This window comes from Mesorhizobium sp. B2-5-11 (assembly GCF_006440835.1).
Taxonomy (GTDB): domain Bacteria; phylum Pseudomonadota; class Alphaproteobacteria; order Rhizobiales; family Rhizobiaceae; genus Mesorhizobium.
In genome coordinates this window covers 57,433-81,878 of the sequence record NZ_VFUK01000015.1, presented here as the reverse complement: position 1 = coordinate 81,878, position 24,446 = coordinate 57,433, and the positions used below count along the sequence as shown (strand labels likewise).

Below are 24,446 nucleotides of genomic sequence, written 5' to 3'. Positions count from 1 at the left end.
TCACGGTTCAGAATAGGGAGCCCTGGCTGCCGGGCTCCTTGGCCTTGATCGCGGTTTTGGCGGCCGGTCGTGGCCGCGCCGAGCCGCTGGTCGCGACCGCATCTGCCGTCCCGTCGGCGAACTCCAGGGACAGCGCCATCCCCGCCGACAATTCCGCCGCACGCTTGACGACGGCGCCGTCGGCATCCTTCACCAGGGCGAAGCCGCGTGCCAGCACGGCCTTGTGCGACAGCGTCGCCAGCAAGCGGTCGGCCTGGGCGACGCGACTGCGCAGCCGCTCCAGCCTCAGCGATGCCGCATGCGTGCTGCGCCGCGTCAGCGCGGTCAGGAAATCCCTTTGGATCCGCTGCCGCCGCGCCGTGGGCTCTATGGTGATGCGGCCCTGCAGCGCCGCCAGTTGCTGCCGGTGCCGCTGCAGCGACGCCCGGGCGCATTTCGGCAACTGATCCGCGGCGCGATTGAGCTCCGCGCGCCGGGCCCTCGTCAGCGTGCGCAACGCGCCCTGTGCCCGCAGGAGATTGCGCTCGTTGGTCCGCCACGCCTCGGCAATTCGCTGCGACAGCATTGCCGGCGTCAGTTTCAGGGCGAGGAAGCGTCCGCGCTTTCGTTCGGTCGAAACCATGAGGCCGCGCCCGAGCCGGCTCGCCGCCTCGTCGAGGCGACGACGTGGCAGCGCCAGCAACTGATCGGGCGAGGGCAGCGCACGCGCCGCCGCGCGCACGGACTGGCGCTTGCGCTCGAAATTGCGCGAAACCGCAGCCTTGAGCCGCGCGCCGAGACTGGCGAGCGTCGCTTCGAGGTCGGCCTTCACCGGAACGGCGATTTCGGCCGCCCCCGTCGGCGTCGGCGCCCTCACATCCGCGACGAGGTCGATCAGCGTCCAGTCGGTTTCGTGGCCGACGGCCGAGATCACCGGAATGGCGGAGGCGGCGACGGCACGGGCCAGCGCCTCGTCGTTGAAGCCCCACAGGTCCTCGAGGCTGCCGCCGCCGCGCGCCACGATCAGCAGGTCCGGGCGCTCGATGGTGCCATCCCTTGCCAGCGCGTTGAAACCGGCGACGGCGGAGGTCACTTCGGCACCGGCGGTTTCGCCTTGCACCCGCACCGGCCAGACGAGCACATGCAGCGGAAAACGATCCTTGATCCGGTGGATGATGTCGCGGATGACGGCACCCGTGGGCGAGGTGACGACGCCGATGACGCGCGGCATGAAGGGCAGCAACCGCTTGCGGCCTCCCTCGAACAGTCCTTCGGCCTGCAGCCGGCGCTTGCGTTCCTCCAGCAGCGCCATCAAGGCTCCGGCGCCCGCCGGTTCCAGATTGTCGATGACGATCTGGTAGTTGGATTTGCCGGGATAGGTGGTGAGCCTGCCGGTGGCGATCACCTCCATTCCTTCTTCGGGGCGGAATTTCAGCCGGCCCATCGTGCCTTTCCACACCACGGCGTCGAGCCGAGCGCGGTCGTCCTTCAGCGTGAAATAGGCATGGCCGGAGGAGTGCGGCCCGCGATAACCCGAGATTTCACCGCGCACCCGCACATTGCCGAAGGCATCCTCGACCGTGCGCTTCAGGGCGCCTGATATTTCGCTCACCGTATATTCGGTGGCGTTGCTGCGTGATTCGGATGCTGCTTCGCTCATCGGCCGATTGGGGGGTGGTTGCGCGCCGGCGTCAAGCTGGCTGTTTTCAGGTCAGCGTTCAGATGCGTCTGATCGCCTACCAGCCCGGCAGGATCTGGTTCGGCTTGGTTCGCCGCATCTTGCTGAAGGCGAGTGCCGCGAAATCGAACGTTCCCGCCTCTTCGCCAAGCGGCACCGAGATGTTGTCCAGGCTTTCCGAGATGTGCCGGGCCAGTGCATCGACGATCTCCGGCCGCGAGGTTTGGCCGCGCATGATGCCGATGCGGCAGTCGGGCAGGGCGCCGAAGCCGTCGGCCTCGCCCAGCACCCGCATGCCGGGCCTGAGCGCGCATTCCGGCAGCACCGAGATCGCCAGGCCCGACAACACCGCAGCGGTGATGACCGTTGCGGAAAAACTGGTGAACAGGATGCGGTAGTCGCGGTTCTGCTGGTCAAGCACGTCGACGGCGGCGCGCCGCCAGATACAGTTTGGCCGGCCAAAGGCCATCGGCAGCGTTTCCTGCTCGTGCGTGGCATGGTTGGCCGAGGTGACCCACAGCAGCGGTTCGCGCCGCACCACCTCGGACTGGCCGCGCACGTCGTTATGCGTCACCAGCGCCAAGTCGAGATTGCCGCGCTTGATGTGTTCGACCAGCCCCGGCGTCGGTTCGCAGACGACGGTCAGTTCGACGCGTGGATTGGAACGCGTGAAGCGCGCCATGATCTCGGGCAGGAAACGGTCGGCGTAGTCGTCCGGCGTACCGATCCGGATGGTGCCTTCGAGTCGCCGGTCGTCGAAGGCAGCCAGCGTTTCGCGGTTGAGATAGAGCAGCCGTCTTGCGTAGGAAAGCAGTTTGTCGCCTTCCTCCGTCAGTCGGTTGCTGCGCCCCTCCTTTTCGAACAGCGGCTTGCCGATCCGCTCCTCCAGCCGGCGCATCTGCATCGACACCGCCGACTGGGTGCGGTGCACCTCTTCGGCCGCCCGGGTGAAACTGCCAGTGTCGGCGATCGAGATGAAGGTCTGCAACTGATCGAGATCGAGCGGCGCTTTCATCGGCATGATCCATCACTGGTGTTGATGCTTAAGATTAGAAACATTCGTTGGATTAATCAATCGAGCAATGGCAAATTACTGATGTCCACATGAAGGCATGTGAATCGAAGCCGGAACGGCCGCTGTCGCCAGCGCCGATCGCCTGGTTTTGCCCGTTCGAGTCTGAAGGAGACCGACATGGTTACGTTTGATTTCGCCACCGAGACCTCGCGCATCACCACGCGTCCGGCCGTTGCGACGCGCGCGATCAATGCGGTCTCCAATGTCTATCAGGCCTGGAAAAACCGCCGTGCCTTCTATCGCCTCGGCGAGATGTCGGACGCCGAGCTTGCCGATATCGGCCTGACGCGCGCCGACCTGCACGTCGCCATCGACGTGCCGTTTGGCCGCGATCCGACGGCGATGCTGCGCGAAATCGCCAGCGATCGCGTCGAAACCATCGAGGACATCGCCCGCAGGGTGGCCTGATCGGTTGAGTTTCGGTCCCGCTGAACCTTTTCCTCAGTCAGCGCGACAAAGGTTATGCAGGCTTCCCACTCCCTGCCGGTCCCCCGCCGGCCTGCCTGCACGCTGCCCGGTCCTCCCAAGGACCGGGCTTTCTTTTTGCGCTAGGCAAAAGCCAAAACCTGGGCGACGGCTACCGCCGATCCATGCCGCGCTTGAACTGGTCGAAAATCGACTCCATGCCTTTCTGGTAGTCGTCGCGCTGCTGCGCTCCGGTCTCGAACATCTTACCGAACAGATCGTCGAACGGGTTCGTCGGCCTGCCGCTCGGATTGGCCTGCGGCTGCGGCGCCTGGGGCTGCCGCCGAGCTTGGGGCTGCGGCGCCGGCTTCCCGCCGCCTGATACACCGCCATCTTGCCGCAGCATCTCCTCGAAGATCTTGCCCAGCGGACTGTCGCCATAGGGGCTCTGGGTCTGCTGCGGCTGAGGCTGGCCTTGCGGCGGCTGCGCGCCACCGCCGAACATGTCCTGCAGCACCTTGCCGAGCGGATTGTCGCCAAAGGGGTTCTGTGTCTGCTGCGGTTGCGGCTGGGATCGGCTTTGCGGCTGAGGCACGCCGCCGCCGAACATGTCCTGCAGCACCTTGCCAAGCGGGTTATCCATCGGGTCTTGCGATGGCGGGCTCGGCTGCGGCGCCGGCGCCTGGGCGCCGCCCAGGCCGCCTCCCTGGCGCATCATCTGCTCGATGATCTCGCCCAGCGGATTGCTGCCGGCGGCGCCGAAGCCGCTGGCCGCCTGCATCTGCCCCCCGGCCAACTGATTGGTGGTCTGCTTGAACAGCCCGCCCATCATCATCGAGGCCAGGGCCGGCAACATCTGTTGCAGCACCTGCTGGCTGATACCGGTCGCTTGCGCCGCCTGGCCGGCAACCGCGCGCGACAGATCCTTCGAGCCGAACAGATGCCCCAGAATGCCGTTGCCCTCATTGATGCCTTGCGGCGAGAAGGCCCGGGTCGCGTCCTCGAAATACTTGGCGTGCTGGCCGCTCGCCATCGCCGTCATGAAGGCGCCGAGCCCATAGGGATCGGCGGTGTTGCGCCTCAGTCCTTGCGAAAAGGCAGGCAGCAACGCCTCCACCGCAGATTGTGTCTGCTGCATCGAGAGCCCGTATTGTTGGGCAAGCGCCTGCATGCCGCTGCCGTTCTGGGCTTGTGCCAGCATGTCGAACAAGGAAGGCATTGGTCTCTCCTCCGGAAATCCCCGCCGGAGAAGCCTAATTCGTTTCCACCGCCGATTGAAGCGGCTTTTGCAGGAGCTCGGCCGCCTCAAAGCCGAGGGTTAATAGGCGTATTCCATGAACACCGGCTCGATCGAGCCGCCCCAGCGTGTGTGGTAGGCCGACAGCATCTCCTCGGCGCTGGTGGTGCCGCGCGCCACGACCTCGTCGAGCGTGTTGAGGAACGAGGTCTCGTCATAGCCGTCGCGGTTCTTCTTGCCGCGGTTCTTCAGCCCCATGCGCGAGATGGTAAGCACGTCGCGCGCGATGTCGCGCAACGTGGCGTTGCGAAACGGCGCCGAAATGCCTTGTTCGGGCACGGCGTTGCGCATCGCCAGCACTTCCCCGTAGGTCCAGCTCGAGGTCAGCGCCTCGGCCGCATCGAGCGCTGCCTCGTCATAAAGCAGCCCGACCCAGAAGGCCGGAAGGGCGCAGATGCGCCGCCACGGCCCGCCATCGGCGCCGCGCATCTCGAGAAAGCGCTTCAGCCGCACGTCGGGGAAGAGCGTCGACAGATGGTTAGCCCAGTCGCCCATCGTCGGCAATCCGTCCGGGATTTCATTGCGGACGGCCCCGGCCATGAACTGACGGAAGGTGACGTGCGTCATGTCGTGGTACTGGCCGTCGCGGATGACGAAATACATCGGCACGTCGAGTGCCCATTCGACATAATCGGCAAAACCGAAATCGGGCGAGAAGCAGAATTCGAGCAGGCCCGAGCGTTGGTTGTCGGTGTCGCGCCAGATGTCGCCGCGCCAGCTCTGCAAGCCGTTCGGCCGGCTTTCCGTGAAGGGCGAATTGGCGAACAGCGCCGTCGACAGCGGCTGCAGCTTCAGCGACACCTGCATCTTGCGCCGCATGTCCACCTCGCTCTCGAAGTCCAGATTAACCTGGATCGTGCAGGTGCGGTACATCATGTCGAGGCCCTTGGTGCCGACCTTGGGCATGTAGCGCGTCATGATCTCGTAGCGCGACTTCGGCATTTTCGGCGTCTCGGCCAGCGACCATTTCGGGCTGCCGCCAAGGCCAAGGAAGCGGATGCCCATCGGCTCGGCGATCTCGCGCACCTGCGCCAGGTGGGCATTGCCCTCGCGGCAGGTCTGGTGGATCGTCTCCAGCGGCGCGCCGGAGAGTTCGAACTGGCCGCCGGGCTCCAGCGAAATCGCGCCCTGGCCGGTCGGCTCGACCAGGCCGATGATGCGGCCGTCATCGATGATGGGGTCCCAGCCGAGCTTTGACTGCATGCCTTCGAGGATGGCGCGTATGCCGCGCTCGCCGCCATAGGGCACGGGCCCGTTGCCGTCGACGTAGAACGGGAATTTCTCGTGCTCGGTGCCGATGCGCCACTTGTTCCGCGGCTTGTTGCCCTCGGCCAGATGCGCGACGAGTTCGTCCATGCCTTCGATCGGCCGGAAATCGGTTGTGTCGCGCGCCATCATCAAGCCCCTGCGGCGCTATGATCCCGAAATCGACCTCGATTTTCGGGATATGCGCCAAAATCAAAGTACTACAGCGGCCTTTGCGCGTCGACGCGCGGCACTGCAGGGCGGCCGGAAGACCGCCGGCGCTAGATGGACGAAATGTCAGTAGCCGATCAAGCGAAAAATCCTGAGCCAGAGGTCAACAGGAATTGAACGATGCGGCTCTTCCCATCTCCACAAGAGGGGAGGAAGAAACCCTCACCAATCGCCGATTGTGGCCTGCATCACCGCCAGTGCGGCCACGGCGGCCGTATCGGCGCGCAGGATGCGCGGGCCGAGCGGAATGGCAGTAACGAAAGGCAGAGCGCGCAACAGCTTGCGCTCCTCATCGGAAAATCCGCCTTCCGGCCCGACCAGCAGGCCGAGCTTCCTTTCGCTTACCGCTTGCAGCGCGGGCAGGGGATTGTTGGTCGAAGCGTCCTCGTCGCAGAAGACCAGCCGCCGCTCCTTGTCCCAGCCGGTCAGCAGGCGTTCGAACTTTTCCGCTTCCCGCACCTGCGGCACCGCAAGTATGCCGCACTGCTCGGCCGCCTCGACGACATTGGCGCGCAAGCGGTCGATGGAGGGTTTGGCCACTTGCGTGTGCTGGGTGATGACCGGCTGCAGCACGCCGGCGCCCATTTCGACCGCCTTTTGCACCAGATAGTCGAGCCGGCCTTGCTTCAGCGGTGCGAAGCAATAGACGAGATCGGGCAGCGGCGGCTGCGGCCGTTGCCGCGCCAGCACCCTCAGCTTCACCGCCTTCTTGGATTTGGCCGCGATGGCCGCCGACCATTCGCCGTCGCGGCCGTTGAACAACAGGACCTCGGCGCCCTCGCCAAGCCGCAGCACATGCAGAAGATAATGGCTCTGCTGGTGGCCGGCGTCGAACTCGATCTCCGGCCCGAGATCGTCGGGCACGAACAGGCGTTGCATCTTGTAATTGGCGCGCATGGCCGAGGAATGGGCGAGCCGGCGGTTGCCGTCAAGCCTTGGCGGAAGGATGCCAGACGGGTTCGTAGCCTCGCCTCAGCACCCCGATCGTGGTCGGCGGCGTCAGCAGCCGTAGCGACCGATGAGCGAGGTCGTTGAAATCCTGCGGTCCGCAATATCCTGCGAACGACCAGCGCAGCGCCTTGCCGCGACGCAAGGCGTAGGCATTGCCTCCACCCTCGACCATCGTGCCGTCGGGCAGGCCTGCAAGCTCGTCAGCCTCCACCACCGGCGGCTTGCCGCCCGCGGCCAGCCGCTCCTTGTGCAGCCGCTTGTCGACCTGCGGCGCGCGCGGCTCCGTTATGCCGAAGGCTTCGCCGAAGCGACCCACAAAATCCCTGGCCCGTTCGCGCCGGCAGAAGAAGCAGGGCCGATGGCCCGCCGCCAGCGCCGTCACCTCGTCGAGGAAGAACAGTTCCGTCCAGCCCGCCTTGGGTCCCGATAGATCATCACGTCGCCGGTTGCGGCCCATCGGCTCGCGCCGCACGTCGCCGAAGTCGCAGACGCAGATGATCCAGGCGTGAAGCGCCCAGCGTTTTTTCAACAGCGTCCTGGTCTCGGGATCGTGGATGATGCCGCGATTGCCCATGAACAGGCCGCGCTCGGGCACGGCGTGGATAGCGCCGAACGGATCGACCCGGTTTTGCAGTGGCATAGTTTTCTCCGCGCGCCCGCATCTTGGCTGAAATGCCGGCGCCATGATATCGCTCGTCGCATCGTTTTCACGTCAGCAGGGTTTTGCGATGCGGGTGCTGGTGGTCCAGAACTACGACAACACCGGCCTCGGCCAGGTCGGCGCGGCACTTGCGGAAGCCGGTGCCGATCTCGACATCCGCCTTCCTTACAAGGGCGATCCGCTGCCGGATGATGCGAACGACCACGACGCCATGGTGGTGCTCGGCGGCGGCCAGAACGCGCTGGCCGATGAGGAATATCCCTATTTTCCGGCGCTGCTCGAACTGACCCGCGATTTCGCCGGCAAGGACCGCGCGGTGCTCGGCATCTGCCTCGGCAGCCAGCTGGTTGCCCGCGCCTTCGGCGGCGAGAACCGCATCGGCGGCGCCAACGAATTCGGCTGGCGCGGCGTTTCGCTGACGCCGGACGCCAAGGCCGATCCGGTGCTGGCCGAGCTTCCGGAAAAGTTCCCGATCTTCCAATGGCACGACGACACCTTCGTGCTGCCTGAAGACGCCGTGCGGCTCGCCGGCAATGATGTCGCCGAGAACCAGGCGTTCCGCGTCGGCCGCGCCGTCTACGGCTTCCAGTTCCATTTCGAGGCCGATCGGCCGCTGGTGAAGGACTGGAGCACCTCTTTCGCGCCGATCATTGCAGCGCGCCACCCCGACTGGGCCGGCAAGCTCGAGGGCGAAATGGCCCGTAACGGACCGGATGCCGATGCTGCCGGCCTTGCCATCGCCCGCGCATGGGTGGCGACGATCTGAGCATCATCTCTGCGGACCAGGGCGTGGCATAATTGGCACGCGGCGGTGAATCCGCCTGGGGAAAACCGGTTTCGTCCTTGGCTTGTGTACGCCCGCCATCCTAGAAGGCGCGCGCTCTGCATCACCGGTGCAACCGCGACGGACCTTTGTGTGGCCCGTGCGACACACCGCCGATACAGAACGTGCCTAGAAGCGCGAAATCGTCGAAACTTTGAGACGTATTTTCGGTTTCAACGCATTGGTAACCGCCTCGTGCACAGATGCAGGAAGCTCAACAAGAGATGACGTCCGTGAAAGCAGCGCTTCTGTCCTTTGCCATGATGTCCGCCATCGTGATTTGCGGTCTCGGCATCTATGCGGCCGATGCCGCCAACAACCACAACGCCGTCGACGGCTACGGCGTCACCGCTTCGCTGCGCTGAATAGCCGGACCGTTCGCGTCGTTTCCGCGGCGCGCGCCACTCAAGCTTCCCTTATTGTCATTGTCAGAATGCGTTTGTCGGCGTCCTCGACAACGAGCGCGCTCAGCATGCCTGATTGCCAGGCGAGCGTATCGACATTGACGCGGTTGGCCATGACCTCCGCCTCGGGAACGGGCGTGTGGCCGTGCACCACGATCTTCGGGAAAAGGCCGGCGTGATCGTGGAAAACGTCGCGGATCCAGATCAGATCCTGCGGATTCTGGTTCTCCAGGGCAACGCCTGGCCTGATGCCGGCATGGCAGAAGAAGAAGTCGCCGAAGCTGATTGAGAAGGGTAGCGAGCGCAGGAAGTCGATATGGCGTTGCGGTACGGCTTCGAGCAGAGCCTGATGCCCCCGTCTCATCGTCTCCATCCTGCCGAACCAGCCGGCGTCGGCCGCGAGGGGCACACCGTAGGATAGCGCCGTCTGGACCCCGCCATAGCGCATGAAAAGCCCGTCCGGGTCAGGGGTATCGAGAAAATCGAGAAAGCCGAGATCGTGATTGCCGGCAAGCATCAGGTTTCGCGGATCGCGTTTGCGCGCCTCGATCAGGAAATCGACGACGTCCTTGGAGTCCGGCCCACGGTCGACATAGTCGCCGAGGTGGATGACGCGCCAGTCGCGAGCCGGCTTCCATTCGAGCTCGCTCTCGATCCGCTGATGCATGGCGGCCAGCAAATCGAGCCGGCCATGGACATCGCCGATTGCGTAGAGCCGCATGCCGTCCGGTCCGCGCGCGTCCAGGAAATGAATGTCGGGTTCTGCCAACGTATCGCTGTCTCCGTGATCAGGCCGTCGCCGACCTGGCTAGCGCCGGATCTGGTCCTTGCCCATGTCGGTCACCAGACGTTTTCCGCACAGCGCCAATGTGATGTCCATCTCCTTACGGATGATTTCCAGCGCTTTGGTAACGCCTTCCTTGCCGAGCGCGCCCAGGCCGTAGAGAAACGGCCGGCCGATATAGGTGCCCCTGGCGCCGAGGCACAGTGCCTTCAGCACGTCCTGGCCGGAGCGGATGCCGCCATCCATGTGCACCTCGATCCTGTCGCCGACCGCGTCCGCGATTTCCTCCAGCGCCATGATCGACGAGGATGCGCCGTCCAACTGACGCCCGCCATGGTTGGAAACGACGATCGCGTCGGCGCCCGTTTCAGCGGCCATCAATGCGTCTTCCTTGTCGAGAATGCCTTTCAGGATCAGCTTGCCGCCCCAGCGTTCCTTGATCCAGGCGACATCCTTCCACGACAGATGCGGGTCGAACTGCTCCGTCGTCCATGACGCCAGCGAAGCCACGTCGCCGACGCCCTTGGCGTGGCCGACGATGTTGCGGAACGTGCGGCGCTTCGTGCCGGCCATGCCCATCCACCAGCGCGGACGGACCGCGATGTTGGCGATGTTGGCCAGCGTCATCTTGGGCGGCGCCGAAAGTCCGTTGCGGACATCCTTGTGCCGTTGGCCGAGGATCTGCAGGTCGAGCGTCAGCACCAACGCCGAGCATTTCGCCGCTTTTGCCCGGTCGATCAGGTCGAGCACGAAGTCCTTATCGCGCAGCACGTAAAGCTGGAACCAGAACGGCTTCTTCGTCACCGACGCGACATCCTCGATCGAGCAGATGCTCATCGTCGACAGCGTGAACGGCACGCCGAATTCCTCGGCCGCCTGCGCCGCCAGCATCTCGCCGTCGGCATGCTGCATGCCGGTCAGGCCGGTTGGGGCCAGCGCCACCGGCATGGCCACCTTCTCGCCGATCATGGTCGATTCCAGTGAGCGGTTGCTCATGTCGACCAGCACGCGCTGGCGGAACTTGATCTTCTGGAAGTCCTCCTCGTTGGCCCGGTAGGTGCTCTCGGTCCATGCGCCGGAATCGGCATACTCGAAGAACATCCTGGGCACGCGCCGTCGCGCCAGGTCCTTGAGGTCGGCAATGGTGAGAATGTCGCTCATCGTGTCCCCGCTTGATCGATATCGTTCAGGAGCGTTTGCGCGCCGGTTCGGCATCGCCGGCTTCAGAGCGTTGCCTGAGCCTGAGCCGCGATACGCGCTGCCAGTCGCCGCTGCGCTCGGCTTGCGCCATCGACCGCTCGACATAGATCATGTGGTCCATCGCCGCCTGCCGCGCGCCGGCCGGGTCACCGGCCTTGACCGCGATGTGGATCGCCCGGTGCTGGGCCAGCAGCGCATCGCGCGCGCCGGGCACGGTGAACACCAGCAACCGGTTCTGGAACACGCCTTCCGACAGCAGCCTGTAGCAGGAGCGCAGCGTATGCAGGAGCAGGATGTTGTGCGCGCATTCGCAGATCGCATGATGGAACTCGACGTCGATCTCGGCTTCGTCGTCGAAATCCCCGGTGCGGTGCGCTTCGTCCATGCGTGCCATGATGCGGTCGAGCAGGGCCAGGTCCTCCGGCGTGGCGCGCCGCGCCGCATATTCGGCGGCGATCCCCTCCACCTCGCGGCGATATTCCAGGTAATCGGCCACCGCCTTGCGATGCGTCGAGATCAGGTCCGCCACCGGCTTGGTGAACAGCTGGCCGATGATGTCGGCGACATATGTGCCGCCGCCCGGCCGCGTCGTCAAAAGGCCGCGTCCCTCGAGCGCCTTCAGCGCGTCGCGCAGGATCGGCCGGGACACATCGAACTGGCGCGCCAGCTCGCGCTCGCCAGGCAGCCGGTCGCCGGTGCGCAGCACGCCTTCGAGGACGAGGCTTTCGATCTGCTGCACCACCTCGTCGGCGGTTCGCGAGTGCTCGATCCTGGAAAAAATGTCGCTCAACGGCATGCCTGGGAGTGTTGAACCGGTGTCGCGCAAGATAAAGCCAGCGTCGCCAACTGGTCAAATTATTTATCCAATTGGTTGAAGCGTGCCGGTTCCCCGCTCGCGCCCCTATCCTCTTCGGCTAAACTTTGCTGTTTGCGTCAGGAGCCTATTGGCTCTAGAGACGCAACTGCAAGAGGGTTCAAAGAAACCCGGGGAACAAGCCGTGTCGCACGATCCTTCCAATCTCGAATTTCAGCCGCGCGCCAAGGGCAGCGTGCTCGGCTTTCCGGCGCATGAGGGACGGCCCGGCGCGCTGGGCGAGGTCCATGCCCGTCCGCACCCGCTGGTCGAGAAGCCGCGTGTGCTGATCCAGCTCGCCTTCATGACCGAGGGTGGCGCCGGCGTCGATCATTCGGTGCTTTCCGAGCTGTCGCGTCGCCTCGGCATCGCCGCGCCCGACCGTCAGGCACGCCATCACGCCATGAGATGGGGCCAGGGCTCGCTGCGCTGGGAGCGGCATACCGAATTCTCCACCTATCTGTGGGAAGGGCCGCTTGCCGAAGGCGGCAAGGGCCAGGAGGATTCGCCGTTCGGCAACGGATTTTCTCCACCCGGAACCGTTATTTCAGGCATCCGGCTCGAGATCCGCAAATGGACGCAGGCGGGCGAGCGGTCGATCGCCGGCTTCGATCCGACCAGCCTCTGCTATTCGCTGGTCGAACGCGGCAATGCAGCAATCGTCACCGATTTCCGCCAGGATGGCGACGGCCTAACCCGTATGCTGATCCTTGACCGCGCCCTGACGCCGGCCAGCACCGGCGCCTTGTCGCAGCGGCTGATCGACATCGAGACCTACCGCACGCTGGCCATGCTCGGCCTGCCGTTGGCGCTGGCCTTGTCCGGCCGCGCCCGCCGTATCGAGGACAGGCTGGCCCAGATCACGCTGGAGATGAAACTCGCCGAGACCCGCGACAGCCAGAAATTGCTTGCCGACCTGACCGAACTCGCGGCTGAGTTGGAAGCCGACGCGGCGTCGAGCCTCTACCGCTTCGGTGCCAGCCGTGCCTATGACGGTATCGTCGGCGAAAGGCTGGAAGCGCTCGAGGAAGAAGCCGTACAGGGATATGACACCTGGGCGGGGTTCCTGCGGCGGCGCATGGCGCCTGCCATGCGCACCTGCCGTTCGGTCGAGGAGCGTCAGGCCAACCTGTCGCGCAAGCTGACGCGCGCCACCACGCTGCTGCGCACCTGGGTCGATGTCGAGGTCGAGAAGCAGAACCGCGACCTGCTCGCCTCGATGAACAATCGCGCCCGGTTGCAACTGCGCCTGCAGCAGACCGTCGAAGGCCTGTCGGTCGCGGCCGTTTCCTACTATGTCGTCGGCCTCGTCGGCTATGTCGCCAAGGGCGCCTCGATCTTCGGCCATGCCTTCGCGCCCGAAGTGGTCACGGCGGCGTGCGTGCCGCTCGCCATCCTGCTGGTCTGGTGGGGCGTGCGGCGGGTGCGGCGCATGCATTCCGAGCCGACGAAACATCCGGGCGAGTAGGCGCGCCTTTACTTCCCACAGGGTAAAGCGCGCCAGCGGCAGATTGCCGCTACGGAAGGCGTCCGTTGCGTCCGTGTCCGCTCTCGGTCAAAGCGGGGTTTGCAACCGACGCCCTTCACTGGTAAAAGATTTTGACCAGTCACGCGAGATGAGGCTGCCGATGTCCGGCCTTGCCATGCCCAAGCCAGACGACGCCACGATGCGCCGGCGCGGCGAGATCGTCGCCGACATGCGCATTATCGTGCCGGGCGAGGGTGTGGTCGACGCGGCCAACGAAATGCGCGCCTTCGAGAGCGATGGCCTGACCGCCTACCGGCAATTGCCATTGGTCGTGGTGCTTCCCGAAACGGTGGCACAGGTTTCGCGCGTGCTGAAATACTGCAATGACCGCAACATCCGCGTCGTGCCGCGCGGCTCCGGCACCTCGCTGTCGGGCGGTGCGCTGCCGCTGGAGGACGCGGTGCTCCTGGTCATGAGCCGCTTCAACCGCATTATCGAGATCGATTTCCCCAATCGCATCGTCGTCGCCCAGCCGGGCGTCACCAATCTCGGCATCACCACCGCCGTCGAGCAGGAGGGTTTTTACTACGCCCCCGACCCATCTTCCCAGATCGCCTGCTCGATCGGCGGCAATGTCGCCGAAAATTCCGGCGGCGTGCACTGCCTCAAATACGGCCTGACCGCCAACAATGTGCTCGGCATCGAGATGGTGCTGATGAGCGGCGAGGTGGTGCGGCTCGGCGGCAGGCATCTGGACGCGGAAGGCTACGACCTGCTCGGCGTCATGACCGGCTCCGAAGGCCTGCTGGGCGTCGTCACCGAAGTCATCGTGCGCATTTTGAAGAAGCCGGAGACGGCACGTGCGCTGCTGATCGGCTTCCCGACCAGCGAGCAGGGTGGCCAATGCGTCGCCGACATTATCGGCGCCGGCATCATTCCAGGTGGCATGGAGATGATGGACCGTCCGGCGATTCATGCGGCGGAGGATTTCGTCCATGCCGGATATCCCCTGGATGTCGAGGCTCTGCTGATCGTCGAGCTCGATGGGCCCAGCGTCGAGGTCGATCATCTCATCACCGCGGTCGAGGCGATCGCCATCCGCAACGGTTCGACCACCTGCCGCATTTCGCAGTCGGAGCAGGAGCGATTGAGCTTCTGGGCAGGGCGCAAGGCTGCCTTCCCCGCGGTCGGCCGTATCTCGCCCGACTATTATTGCATGGACGGCACCATCCCGCGCAAGGAACTGCCGCGCGTGCTGGCCGGCATGCGCGAGCTCTCCGAAAAATACGGGCTCGGCGTCGCCAATGTCTTCCATGCCGGCGACGGCAATCTGCACCCGCTGATCCTCTATGACGCCAACGTGCCGGGCGAACTCGACAAGGCCGAGAGTTTCGGCGCCGACATATTGCGGCTGTGCGTCAAGGTCGGCGGCGTCTTGACCGGCGAGCATGGGGTGGGCGTCGAGAAACGCGACCTGATGCCGGAAATGTTCAACCAGATCGACCTCGACCAGCAGATGCGGGTCAAATGCGCCTTCGATCCCAATCATCTGCTCAACCCGGGAAAGGTGTTCCCGCAACTGCGCCGCTGCGCGGAGCTGGGGCGCATGCATGTGCATCGCGGACAGATGGCGTTTCCGGACATTCCGAGGTTTTGAGGGTTATGTCAGCGCCTGAACGCCCCCCTCTGTCCTGCCGGACATCTCCCCCTCACGGGGGGAGATTGGCAGCTTCGTCGCTTCGCCCTTCCGCCAACGCTGGAGATTGGCGAAACCCGGCGCGGCATCCAATCTCCCCCCTTGAGGGGGAGATGTCCGGCAGGACAGAGGGGGGCGCGAAGGAACGCGGCATTCCCGCATATTGCGCATCGGCGCCATGACCACCTTCACTCCCATCACCCCTTCCGAAGTCCTCTCCACCGTCGCCTGGGCGGCGGCGGAAGGCTCGCCGCTCGAAATCCTCGGTCACGGCTCCAAGCGCGGCATCGGCCGTCCGCTGCAGACGGAGCACACGCTCGACCTGTCGAGGCTCGCCGGGGTCACGCTCTATGAACCAGCCGAACTGGTGCTGTCCGCAAAGGCCGGCACGCCGCTGGCCGAAATCGAGACGCTGCTGGCGCAAAACGGCCAGCAACTCGCTTTCGAGCCGATGGACTACGGCCCGCTGCTCGGCGGCGAGCCGGGCAAGGGCACGCTTGGTGGTGCGCTTGCAGCGAACCTCTCCGGCCCGCGCCGGCTGAAAGCGGGGGCGGCGCGCGATCACATCCTGGGCATCCATGTGGTTTCCGGGCGCGGCGAGGCCTTCAAATCCGGGGGCCGCGTGGTGAAGAACGTCACCGGTTATGACTTGTCCAAGCTGATGGCCAACAGTTGGGGCACGCTGGCTGTGTTCACCGACGTCACCTTCAAGGTGCTGCCGTCGGCCGAGACCGAGGTTACGCTCGCCATCCGCGGCCTGCTCGACGATGCGGCCGCCGCGGCCATGGCCCTGGCGCTCGGCTCCAGTGCTGAAGTATCGAGCGCCGCGCACCTTCCGGAGCGGATTGCCGCACGGGTTGCCGCAGGTGCGCTCGGCAATGATGCGGCCACGCTGCTTCGGGTGGAGGGTTTTGGCCCCTCCGTCGCCTATCGCATCGCCGCGCTGAAGGCGTTGCTCGGAAATGCCGGACCACTGGAGGAGATTTGCAGCGAAGCGTCAGCTGCCCTGTGGCGTGACGTGCGCGATTGCAGGCCTTTCGCGGACAACAACGACAAACCGCTCTGGCGCGTATCGATGGCGCCTGCCCAGGCGCACCAGATGGTTTTGACGCTGCGCATGCAGGCCGCCGTCAGCGCCTTCTATGACTGGCAGGGCGGACTGGTGTGGCTGCGCATGGAGGAGGGTGACCCGGAAGCGACGCTGCTGCGCGGACTTCTGAGAAAACATGGCGGCGGCCATGCGACATTGGTGCGCGCGGCTCCTTCGCACCGCGCCGCCCTGCCGGTGTTCGAGCCGCAGGCTCCCTCACTGGCAGCGCTCAGCCAGCGGCTGAAGCACGAATTCGACCCCAAGAACATCCTCAATCCCGGCCGCATGGCCTAGGACATCAAGAGATGCAGACCAATTTCTCGCCCGCACAGCTTGCCGACCCGCATGTCGCCGAGTCGGAAAAGATTCTGCGCAAATGCGTGCATTGCGGCTTCTGCACCGCCACCTGTCCAACCTATGTGACGCTGGGCAACGAGCTCGATTCACCGCGCGGGCGCATCTACCTGATCAAGGACATGCTGGAAAACGGCCGCCCGGCCGACAAAGAGATCGTCACCCATATCGATCGCTGCCTTTCCTGCCTCGCCTGCATGACCACCTGCCCGTCTGGCGTCAACTACATGCATCTGGTCGACCATGCCCGCGCCCATATCCAGCAGACCTATAGGCGGCCGCTGCTCGATCGCCTGACCCGCGCCATGCTGGCCTTCGTCCTGCCCTATCCCCCGCGTTTTCGCGCCGCGCTCAAATTGGCGAAACTGGGCAAGCCGTTCATCGGCCTGTTCGAGAAGATCCCGGCATTGAAGCCGCTTGGCGCAATGCTCAAGCTCGCGCCGGAATCGATCCCGGGAGCATCGCCGATGGCTTCGCCGGGCACCCATACCGGGCAGGGGGCGAAGAGGGGCCGCGTCGCCATCCTCACCGGTTGCGCGCAATCGGTGCTCGATCCCGCCATCAACGACACGACCATTTCACTGCTGACGCGGCTTGGCGTCGAGGTCGTGGTGCCGCCGGGCGAGGGCTGTTGCGGCGCGCTCGTCCATCACATGGGCCGCGAGCAAGCCGCCCTTGCTTCTGCAAGGCAAAATGTTGATGCCTGGACCCGCGCGATTGAACAAGGCGGGATCGATGCCATCATCATCACCGCGTCGGGCTGCGGCACGACCATCAAGGATTACGGTTTCATGCTGCGGCTTGATCCGGCCTACGCCGAAAAGGCTGCACGTGTCTCCGCGCTGGCCAAGGACATTACCGAATACCTGACCGCCATCGACCTGCCCGAACCGGTGCGCAAGCCGGGCACGGTCGTCGCCTATCATTCGGCCTGTTCGATGCAGCACGGCCAGAAGATCACCCGCCAGCCTAGGGAATTGCTGGCCAAAGCCGGTTTCATCGTGCGCGAGCCGCGCGAAGGGCATTTGTGCTGCGGTTCGGCCGGCACATACAACATCCTGCAGCCGGAGATTTCGGCCAGGCTGCGCGACCGCAAGGTGAAAAACATCGAGGCTACCGGCGCTTCGGTCGTCGCCACCGGCAATATCGGCTGCATAACGCAGATCGCATCCGCCGCGAAGCTGCCGGTGGTGCATACGATCAAGCTGCTCGACTGGGCCTATGGCGGGCCGAGGCCGGAAGGTGTCGCCGAACCCGGCCTGATCGCCGCTGAGTAGGGGCCGCCCCGGCGTTATTCGGCCGCCAGCCTGTCGATCGTGCCGTAGGTCGCCTCGTAGAGCGCGCGCTGGCGGCTGAGCGCCACCATCGTGTTGCGCAGCAGGATCGCAACGGTGATCGGGCCGACGCCGCCCGGCACCGGCGTGATCCAGGAGGCCACGTCCTTCACGCTGTCGGTGTCGACGTCGCCGACGATACGGGTGGAACCGTCCGGCAGCGTCTCGGAATTGATGCCGATATCGATGACGGCCGCACCCGGCTTTACCATGTCGGCCTTGATCAGGCGCGGCTTGCCGACGGCGACGAACAGCGCATCGGCGCGGCGCGCGTGCGCGGCGACCGAGCGCGTCATGTGGTGACAGACCGTGACCGTCGCGCCTTCGCTCATCAACAGGAAGGCGATCGGCTTGCCGACGATCTCGGAGTGGCCGACCATCACCACTTCCAGGCCCTTGAGGTCGAGGCCGGTTTCCTTGAGCAACTCGACCGAGGCGGCCGCCGTGCAGGGCGCCAGATCGAGCTGGTTGTAGACGATGTTGCCGATCGAGGCCGGATGCATGCCTTCGACGTCCTTCAGCGGATGCACCGCCGCCTGCAACGTCCTGATCGGGATATGTGCCGGCACCGGCCGCTGGATGATGATGCCGGTAACGCGCGGATCGGCGTTCAGGCCGTGGATCGCCGCTTCCAGTTCGCCCGCGGTGATGGTGGCGGGAAAGCGCCGTTCGTCGAAATCGATGTCCGCCAGCTCTGCCTTGGCGCGCTGGTTTCGTACATAGACATCCACCGCCGCCGTATCGCCGACGGTGATCGACACCAGTTTGGGCGGGAACCCTTCGGCCCTTGCGATCGCCGCATCCTCGCGCACGGAGGCGATGATGCGCCGGGCAACCGGGCCGCCCTTGAGATAGCGGCTGTCGTCGGACAGTGACATGATCGGACTCTTCTGACCTGAGCGTTGCCTTGCCATAGCAAAAGAACAGCGGCAATGGCAGCACGAATGCGAACCGTCATGCCTTTTGCGCGACGTGCGGGCGCGGCAGTGCTTCGTCCGAAACGGAAAGGGCAGCACGGTTTCCCGTGCCGCCCTTTCTGACCGGCCGCATCCCCATACGGCCCGTCCCCCGTTATTCCTTCCGATCCCGGGAAGCGCTGCGCTTCCGGATCGGGTGATTCGCAGCAACTATTATATCACCTCGACAGTGGTTCCGACATCGACCCGTTCATAAAGGTCGACGACATCCTCGTTGCGCATGCGGATGCAGCCCGACGACACGGCGCCGCCGATCGTCCAGGGCTGGTTGGTGCCGTGGATGCGATATTCCGTACTACCGAGATAGAGCGCGCGCGCGCCGAGCGGGTTCTCCATGCCCCCGGCCAGGTAGGTTGGCAGGTAACGCCCCTTGGCGGCCTCGCGCTTGATCATCGCGGCCGGCGGGCGCCAGTCCGGCCAGACCCGCTTGTTGGTGATCTTGTGCGTGCCCGACCATTCGAAGCCCGGCTTGCCGGTGCCGACGCCATAGCGCCGCGCCTTGCCGTTCTTTTCGACCAGATAGAGGAAGTTCTGGGTCGTATCGATGACGATGGTGCCCGGCTTCTGGGAGCCGTCATAGGCGACTTCCTGCGGCAGGTAGATCGGATTGATCTGCGGGCGCGCGACCATGCGCTTGGCCGGGGCCTGCACGGCCGCCGTTTGCACGCGGTCGGGCTGCGCATAACGCGGGCGCGGCTGCTGCGCGACCTGCCGGTTCTGCCGCACGATCCCCGGCGCTTGGCCAAGCTGCAGCACCCAGGGGGCGGAAAGGTCGGGGCTCACCATCACCGGCGGTCTGTCGGCATAGCGGTCTCCGGCCGTGGAAGGTGTGACGCCTGCGGCAAACGCAGCCACGGCGCCGAGCACGGAAAACAAAACTCTCTTCATCGGGAAAGCACCTTGATCGTCTGACAAACCGGGTGGAAACCACCTCCCGGTTCAGCGATCATTGGCGCGGGAACAGCAACCGAAACATGAATCGGAATGTGTAAAATGCGGAACTGTCGGTAAACCTTTTGGTGTGGTTACCGCCGCGTTCAGGAATCTGGTAAAGCCAAGGTAAAGCAGCGCAACCAGCGCGTTAACGAATGGAATTCTCGCCATGGACAAGGAAAGAACCGGCCTTCTCGCCGGACCCGACGGTGTCGCGCGCTGCTTCTGGCACGGCAATCTGCCCGACTACCTGCATTACCATGACCATGAATGGGGCCGCCCGGTGGCGGACGACCGCCGGCTGTTCGAGAAGATCTGTCTCGAAGGCTTCCAGTCGGGCCTGTCCTGGCTGACCATCCTGCGCAAGCGGGAGAATTTTCGCGCCGCTTTCGCCGGCTTCGATTTCGACAAGGTCGCCGCCTTCACCGACAAGGACGTCGAGCGCCTGCTCGGCGATGCCGGCATCATCCGCCATCGCGGCAAGATCGTCTCAACCATCAACAACGCCAGGCGTGCCCGCGAAATGGCCGATGAATTCGGCTCGCTCGCTGCCTGGTTCTGGAAGTTCGAACCCGGCAGGGAGGAACGGCCGCAGGTGGTCGACCTCGCCCATCTGCGCGCCAATCCGACCACGGCGGTCTCGATCCGCATTTCCAAGGATCTGAAGAAGCGCGGCTGGACCTTCGTCGGCCCGACCACGGTCTACGCCTTCATGCAGGCGATGGGCCTGGTCAACGATCATCTCGAGGGGTGTGTGTGCCGCAAAGAGGTCGAGAAAGAACGGAAGGCTTTCAAACGGCCGAAATAGCCTCAGGCGCCGTTGGCACTTCCCAGGAACAGGTCGGCGACGATCGCGACCACGGTGGCGACGGTTGGATAGATCACCAGCAGGCCGGTCACCAATGCGTCGCGCAGGGAAGGTCCGGTATCGGCGTGTACCTCGAACGGTCCGGCCGGCTGGCCGATCATGCTGGGAGCTTGGACATCTGCGGCGCGCAGGCGTGCCGGCATGTCGCCCGCATCCCTGTTGTCGTGAAATTCCACCGCGCTCATCATGTCCCGAACCCCTCCATTGCGGTGCGCTGTATCGGCCTCGATTATGTCGGCACGATGCCGCGCCGATGGCGGGATTGTTTCATTTTCGGTGCGTTTTTGTTTCGGCGAACGCCCGCGTGCCTTCTCGCATGCATGGAGACAGCGCCTGCCACCGGCCTTGCCCGGTAGGACCTGTTCGGTTAGGACACGCCCGTTGCGAAAATCGCAACGCTGTTGAGTTTTCAGCAACACGAAACACCGGGCGAATCCATGGCCGACAAATCGGAAAAGACGAAAGCGCGGCTGCCGCGCGGTTTTGCCGACCGCAGCGCCGAAGATATCCGCGCCGTCGAGAAGATGATGGCGACCATCCGCTCGGTCTACGAACTCTACGGTTTCGAACCCGCCGACCAGCCGCTGATCGAATACACCGATGCGCTCGGAAAATTCCTGCCCGACCAGGACCGGCCGAACGAAGGCGTGTTCTCCTTCCAGGACGATGACGACCAGTGGCTGTCGCTGCGCTACGACCTGACCGCGCCGACGGCGCGTTTCGTCGCCGAGAATTTCGAGCGCCTGCCAAAACCCTATCGCAGCTACCGTTCCGGCTGGGTGTTCCGCAACGAGAAGCCCGGTCCCGGCCGCTTCCGCCAGTTCATGCAGTTCGACGCCGACACGATCGGCACGCCGGGCGTCGCCGCCGACGCCGAGATGGCGATGATGATGGCCGATGTGATGGAAGCGCTCGGCATCAAGCGCGGCGACTACGTCATCCGCGTCAACAACCGCAAGGTGCTGGACGGCGTGCTCGAGGCGATCGGCCTCGGAGGTGAAGGGAATACGAGTCGTCGGCTGACCGTGCTGCGGGCGATCGACAAGCTGGACAAGCTCGGGCCGGAAGGCGTGCGGCTTCTCTTGGGACCAGGGCGCTGGGACGGCGGCAAGGAAGGCGAGGGCGACTTCGCCAAAGGCGCCGGGCTGAATGATACGCAAGCCGAGGCGGTTCTTCTGGCGACGGCGCGAAACGCGCAGGCCGGCCAGGATGCCAGCGTCGGTGCGAACGCCGTCTACCAGGAGGGCGTTGGCGAGCTCGCGACCATCGAGGCCCTGGTCAGGGCGGCGGGATACGGCGAAGATCGCGTCGCCATGGACCGCTCCGTGGTGCGCGGCCTCGAATACTACACCGGCCCGGTCTTCGAAGCCGAGCTCCTGGCCGAGATCCCCAACGAGGATGGCCAGATCGTGCGCTTCGGTTCAGTCGGGGGCGGCGGCCGCTATGACGGGCTGGTGTCGCGCTTCCGCGGCGAGCCGGTGCCGGCGACCGGTTTTTCCATCGGCGTTTCCAGGCTGATGACGGCGCTGAAGAACCTCGGCAAGCTCGACAACGCCGACGTGATCGCGCCGGTCGTCGTGCTGGTGATGGACAGGGACACCGACAGCCTCGGCCGCTACCAGAAGATGGTGGGCGAGCTGCGTGCCGCAGGCATTCGCTCCGAAATGTATCTCGGCGGCGCCGGCATGAAGGCGCAGCTCAAATATGCCGACCGTCGCGGCTGCCCGGTCGCGATCATCCAGGGCGGCGACGAGCGCGCCAAGGGCGAATTGCAGATCAAGGACCTGATCGAAGGCGCGCGCCTGTCGGCCGAGATCACGGATAATGCCGAATGGCGCGCCGCCCGCCCGGCACAGGTCACGGTGGCGGAAAGCGAGCTGGTGGCGCAGGTGAGAAAGATCCTGGCGGAGCAGGCAGCCGACCGCGCGAAGGGTGGCGCTTGAGCACCCCCCTCTGGCCTGCCGGCCATCTCTCCCGCAAGGGGGGAGATTGGATGTCGCGTATGCTTTCGCCAATCTCCGTCGTGGCAGAAAAGGCGCTGCGCTCGAAGCTGCCGATCTCCCCCCTTGCGGGGGAGATGTCCGGCAGGACAGAGGGGGGTGCCTCGCGCCCATGCGCTCTATGACCTCCCGCTATCCCGCCATCGCGGCCGACATCGCCGGCCTCTTCGCGACCCGCGACACGCATGCGGTGGAGGTCGCCGTGCTGCAGCCGGCCGATCCGTTTCTCGATATGGCCGGCGAGGATTTGCGCCGCCGCATTTTCCTGACCGAAAGCGAGACCGGGCAGACGCTCTGCCTGCGGCCGGAATTCACCATTCCCGTCTGCCTCGATCATATCGCCAGCCAGGCCGGTACGCCGCGTCGCTACTCCTATCTGGGCGAAGTGTTCCGCCAGCGCCGCGAAGGCGGCAACGAGTTCTTCCAGGCCGGCATCGAGGATCTCGGCGACCGCGACACGGCCGCTGCCGATGCCCGTTCGGTGGCCGACGCGCATGCACTGCTGTCGCTGGCGCTGCCGGGCCAGCAGCTCTCGATCACGCTCGGCGACCAGGCCATCTTCGAGGCGGTGCTGGCGGCTCTCGGCCTGCCGCGCGGCTGGCGCATGCGGCTCGCCCGCGCCTTCGGCTCGGCGACGATGCTGGAGGCAGCCCTTGCCGATCTCGCCAATCCGCCGCGCAACAGCCAGCTCTCCGGCCCGGTCGCGGCACTTGTGCTCGACGGTGACCTGGACGGTCTCTCCGCGCATATAGCCGGCGGCATGGAACAGGCCGGCCTGTCGGCTTCGGCCGGACGCGCGCCGGCCGATATCGCGCGGCGGCTGATCGAAAAGGCCGAGCTGCGCAGCGTGCGGCTGTCCAACGAAGCCTTCGCGGCGCTGAAGACCTTTCTGGCGATCGACGTGCCGCTCGACGGCGCGGCCCAGGCGCTCGAGAGTTTTGCCGGTGCCGCCGGGCTATCGCTCGGGGCCGCGCTGGAAAAATTCGCGGCGCGCGCCAAGGCCGTCGAGGCGAACGGCCTGCCGGCGCAAAAGATCCGCTATGACGCCGCCTTCGGCCGCCCGCTCGATTATTACACCGGCCTCGTCTTCGAGATCGCGGCGCAAGATGGTGAAAGGCCGCTGGCCGGCGGCGGCCGCTACGACCGGCTGCTGACGCTGCTCGGCGCCAAGACGCCGATCCCCGGCGTCGGCTTCTCGGTCTGGCTCGACCGCATCGAGGCATTGCGGGAGCATGCGCCATGATCACGCTGGCGATCCCGTCCAAGGGCCGGTTGAAGGAGCAGGCGCTGGAGGTGCTGGCGAAAGCCGGCCTCGCCATCAGCCTGCCCGGTGACGAGCGCAAATATCACGCCCGCGTCGAAGGCATGGACAATGTCGAGGTCGTTTTCCTGTCCGCCTCCGAAATATCGGGCGAGATCGGGCAAGGTGCCGTCGATCTCGGCATCACCGGCGAGGACCTCGTGCGCGAGAACCTCGCCGACTGGGAGGCGCGCGCCGAAATCGTCGCCCGTCTCGGCTTCGGCCATGCCGATGTCGTGGTGGCCGTGCCCGACATCTGGCTCGACGTCGAGACCATGGCCGACCTCGATGATGTCGCCGCCGATTTCCGCCAGCGTCACGGAAGGCGGCTCAGGATCGCCACCAAATACTGGCGGCTGACCCAGCAATTCTTCTCGCAGAAGCACGGTATCCAAGTCTATCGCATCGTCGAGAGCCTGGGCGCCACCGAGGGCGCGCCGGCGGCCGGCCTTGCCGATGTCATCGTCGACATCACCACCACCGGCTCGACGCTGCGCGCCAACCATCTCAAGGTGCTGGTCGACGGCGTCGTGCTGCGGTCGCAGGCGTGTCTTGTCGCATCGCGAAAGACGCGTTCCACGGCCGACGAGACGATGCTGCGCGACATAGCGGCCAGCATGGCCTCGGTGAAGGGATAGCTGGCGGCGGACAAATTTTGTTCTTGCTTTGTGCCGGCCACTATGCTACAAATACCGCTATGGTGATGATTTGCGCCCCCCGCCCTTCGAGGCGGGGTTTTTCGTTCTGCGCCATTCTCACGACCCTGCCATTCTTATGACCGTGGAAGGCGGCGCGGTCCGCCTTCGAAGCTTGGCCCTACCTTCGGCGGGATTTCCACCG

Annotated in this window: 23 protein-coding genes; 11 read left to right on the top strand and 12 right to left on the bottom strand. The window is 65.1% G+C overall.

Annotated elements, in window-relative coordinates:
• Positions 1-7 precede the first annotated feature (7 nt).
• Together xseA and FJ490_RS29430 are read right to left on the bottom strand one after the other, a co-directional pair.
• Positions 8-1,639 carry an exodeoxyribonuclease VII large subunit gene (xseA, locus tag FJ490_RS29435; RefSeq protein ID WP_140729357.1) on the bottom strand — a complete coding sequence of 544 codons (1,632 nt, stop codon included), beginning with the start codon at positions 1,637-1,639 and terminating at the stop codon, positions 8-10.
• Between the two features lie 76 nt (positions 1,640-1,715).
• Positions 1,716-2,672, bottom strand: a complete 957-nt coding sequence (locus FJ490_RS29430; RefSeq protein WP_140498380.1) for a LysR substrate-binding domain-containing protein — start codon at positions 2,670-2,672, stop codon at positions 1,716-1,718.
• Positions 2,673-2,849: 177 nt separating this feature from the next.
• Between FJ490_RS29430 and FJ490_RS29425 the strand changes: the two genes are divergently transcribed.
• Positions 2,850-3,140: a DUF1127 domain-containing protein gene (locus tag FJ490_RS29425; RefSeq protein WP_140498379.1), complete on the top strand. Its 291-nt coding sequence runs from the start codon at positions 2,850-2,852 to the stop codon at positions 3,138-3,140.
• 169 nt (positions 3,141-3,309) lie between these two features.
• On the opposite strand, the gene FJ490_RS29420 is transcribed toward FJ490_RS29425, so the two are convergent.
• The 4 genes from FJ490_RS29420 to FJ490_RS29405 all read right to left on the bottom strand — a co-directional run bounded on the left by FJ490_RS29420 (position 3,310) and on the right by FJ490_RS29405 (position 7,501).
• Positions 3,310-4,356: a DUF937 domain-containing protein gene (locus FJ490_RS29420; RefSeq protein ID WP_140729356.1), complete on the bottom strand. Its 1,047-nt coding sequence runs from the start codon at positions 4,354-4,356 to the stop codon at positions 3,310-3,312.
• A gap of 99 nt (positions 4,357-4,455) precedes the next feature.
• On the bottom strand, positions 4,456-5,829 hold the full coding sequence (locus tag FJ490_RS29415; protein WP_140498377.1) for a glutamate--cysteine ligase: 1,374 nt from the start codon (positions 5,827-5,829) through the stop codon (positions 4,456-4,458).
• 243 nt (positions 5,830-6,072) lie between these two features.
• Entirely contained in the window at positions 6,073-6,807 is a 735-nt protein-coding gene (locus FJ490_RS29410) for a 16S rRNA (uracil(1498)-N(3))-methyltransferase (RefSeq protein WP_140729355.1), read from the bottom strand.
• Positions 6,808-6,838: 31 nt separating this feature from the next.
• Positions 6,839-7,501: a hypothetical protein gene (locus FJ490_RS29405; protein ID WP_140729354.1), complete on the bottom strand. Its 663-nt coding sequence runs from the start codon at positions 7,499-7,501 to the stop codon at positions 6,839-6,841.
• Positions 7,502-7,589: 88 nt separating this feature from the next.
• Between FJ490_RS29405 and FJ490_RS29400 the strand changes: the two genes are divergently transcribed.
• Positions 7,590-8,288, top strand: coding sequence for a type 1 glutamine amidotransferase (locus FJ490_RS29400; RefSeq protein WP_140729376.1), 699 nt, complete (start codon positions 7,590-7,592; stop codon positions 8,286-8,288).
• A 281-nt stretch (positions 8,289-8,569) separates the two neighbouring features.
• Positions 8,570-8,710 (top strand): hypothetical protein, encoded by a 141-nt coding sequence (locus FJ490_RS29395; protein ID WP_181165325.1) that lies wholly within the window; start codon positions 8,570-8,572, stop codon positions 8,708-8,710.
• A 40-nt stretch (positions 8,711-8,750) separates the two neighbouring features.
• Here the strand turns inward: FJ490_RS29395 and FJ490_RS29390 are convergent, their stop codons facing one another.
• Genes FJ490_RS29390 through FJ490_RS29380 form a run of 3 tightly spaced genes read right to left on the bottom strand, consistent with a single transcriptional unit; the run spans position 8,751 to position 11,523 of the window.
• A complete protein-coding gene (locus FJ490_RS29390; protein WP_140729353.1) occupies positions 8,751-9,518 on the bottom strand; it encodes a metallophosphoesterase family protein in 768 nt (255 codons plus the stop codon).
• A 39-nt stretch (positions 9,519-9,557) separates the two neighbouring features.
• On the bottom strand, positions 9,558-10,694 hold the full coding sequence (locus FJ490_RS29385; RefSeq protein ID WP_140524799.1) for an alpha-hydroxy acid oxidase: 1,137 nt from the start codon (positions 10,692-10,694) through the stop codon (positions 9,558-9,560).
• A gap of 25 nt (positions 10,695-10,719) precedes the next feature.
• Complete coding sequence (locus FJ490_RS29380) at positions 10,720-11,523, bottom strand: FCD domain-containing protein (RefSeq protein WP_140515030.1); 804 nt, start codon at positions 11,521-11,523, stop codon at positions 10,720-10,722.
• Between the two features lie 208 nt (positions 11,524-11,731).
• Between FJ490_RS29380 and FJ490_RS29375 the strand changes: the two genes are divergently transcribed.
• The 4 genes from FJ490_RS29375 to glcF all read left to right on the top strand — a co-directional run bounded on the left by FJ490_RS29375 (position 11,732) and on the right by glcF (position 17,471).
• Positions 11,732-13,054, top strand: coding sequence for a DUF3422 family protein (locus FJ490_RS29375; RefSeq protein ID WP_140498370.1), 1,323 nt, complete (start codon positions 11,732-11,734; stop codon positions 13,052-13,054).
• 160 nt (positions 13,055-13,214) lie between these two features.
• On the top strand, positions 13,215-14,711 hold the full coding sequence (locus tag FJ490_RS29370) for an FAD-linked oxidase C-terminal domain-containing protein (protein WP_140656596.1): 1,497 nt from the start codon (positions 13,215-13,217) through the stop codon (positions 14,709-14,711).
• Between the two features lie 217 nt (positions 14,712-14,928).
• Positions 14,929-16,134: a glycolate oxidase subunit GlcE gene (gene glcE, locus FJ490_RS29360; RefSeq protein ID WP_140558673.1), complete on the top strand. Its 1,206-nt coding sequence runs from the start codon at positions 14,929-14,931 to the stop codon at positions 16,132-16,134.
• Between the two features lie 11 nt (positions 16,135-16,145).
• Positions 16,146-17,471, top strand: a complete 1,326-nt coding sequence (gene glcF, locus FJ490_RS29355; protein ID WP_140558675.1) for a glycolate oxidase subunit GlcF — start codon at positions 16,146-16,148, stop codon at positions 17,469-17,471.
• 14 nt (positions 17,472-17,485) lie between these two features.
• Here the strand turns inward: glcF and FJ490_RS29350 are convergent, their stop codons facing one another.
• Together FJ490_RS29350 and FJ490_RS29345 are read right to left on the bottom strand one after the other, a co-directional pair.
• Positions 17,486-18,406, bottom strand: coding sequence for a bifunctional 5,10-methylenetetrahydrofolate dehydrogenase/5,10-methenyltetrahydrofolate cyclohydrolase (locus FJ490_RS29350; RefSeq protein WP_140524795.1), 921 nt, complete (start codon positions 18,404-18,406; stop codon positions 17,486-17,488).
• Positions 18,407-18,658: 252 nt separating this feature from the next.
• Positions 18,659-19,393 carry a L,D-transpeptidase gene (locus tag FJ490_RS29345; protein ID WP_140498365.1) on the bottom strand — a complete coding sequence of 245 codons (735 nt, stop codon included), beginning with the start codon at positions 19,391-19,393 and terminating at the stop codon, positions 18,659-18,661.
• Between the two features lie 214 nt (positions 19,394-19,607).
• On the opposite strand from FJ490_RS29345, the gene FJ490_RS29340 reads away from it, so the two are divergent.
• A complete protein-coding gene (locus FJ490_RS29340) occupies positions 19,608-20,246 on the top strand; it encodes a DNA-3-methyladenine glycosylase I (RefSeq protein WP_140729352.1) in 639 nt (212 codons plus the stop codon).
• Between the two features lie 2 nt (positions 20,247-20,248).
• Here the strand turns inward: FJ490_RS29340 and FJ490_RS29335 are convergent, their stop codons facing one another.
• Entirely contained in the window at positions 20,249-20,494 is a 246-nt protein-coding gene (locus FJ490_RS29335; RefSeq protein WP_140498363.1) for a hypothetical protein, read from the bottom strand.
• Positions 20,495-20,743: 249 nt separating this feature from the next.
• On the opposite strand from FJ490_RS29335, the gene hisS reads away from it, so the two are divergent.
• From hisS to hisG, 3 genes are all read left to right on the top strand, one after another.
• Positions 20,744-22,249 (top strand): histidine--tRNA ligase, encoded by a 1,506-nt coding sequence (gene hisS, locus FJ490_RS29330; RefSeq protein WP_140581203.1) that lies wholly within the window; start codon positions 20,744-20,746, stop codon positions 22,247-22,249.
• A gap of 178 nt (positions 22,250-22,427) precedes the next feature.
• Entirely contained in the window at positions 22,428-23,549 is a 1,122-nt protein-coding gene (locus FJ490_RS29325; RefSeq protein ID WP_140524793.1) for an ATP phosphoribosyltransferase regulatory subunit, read from the top strand.
• Positions 23,546-24,244: an ATP phosphoribosyltransferase gene (hisG, locus tag FJ490_RS29320; RefSeq protein ID WP_140498360.1), complete on the top strand. Its 699-nt coding sequence runs from the start codon at positions 23,546-23,548 to the stop codon at positions 24,242-24,244. The genes FJ490_RS29325 and hisG overlap by 4 nt, the downstream gene beginning before the upstream one ends.
• Positions 24,245-24,446: the final 202 nt, after the last annotated feature.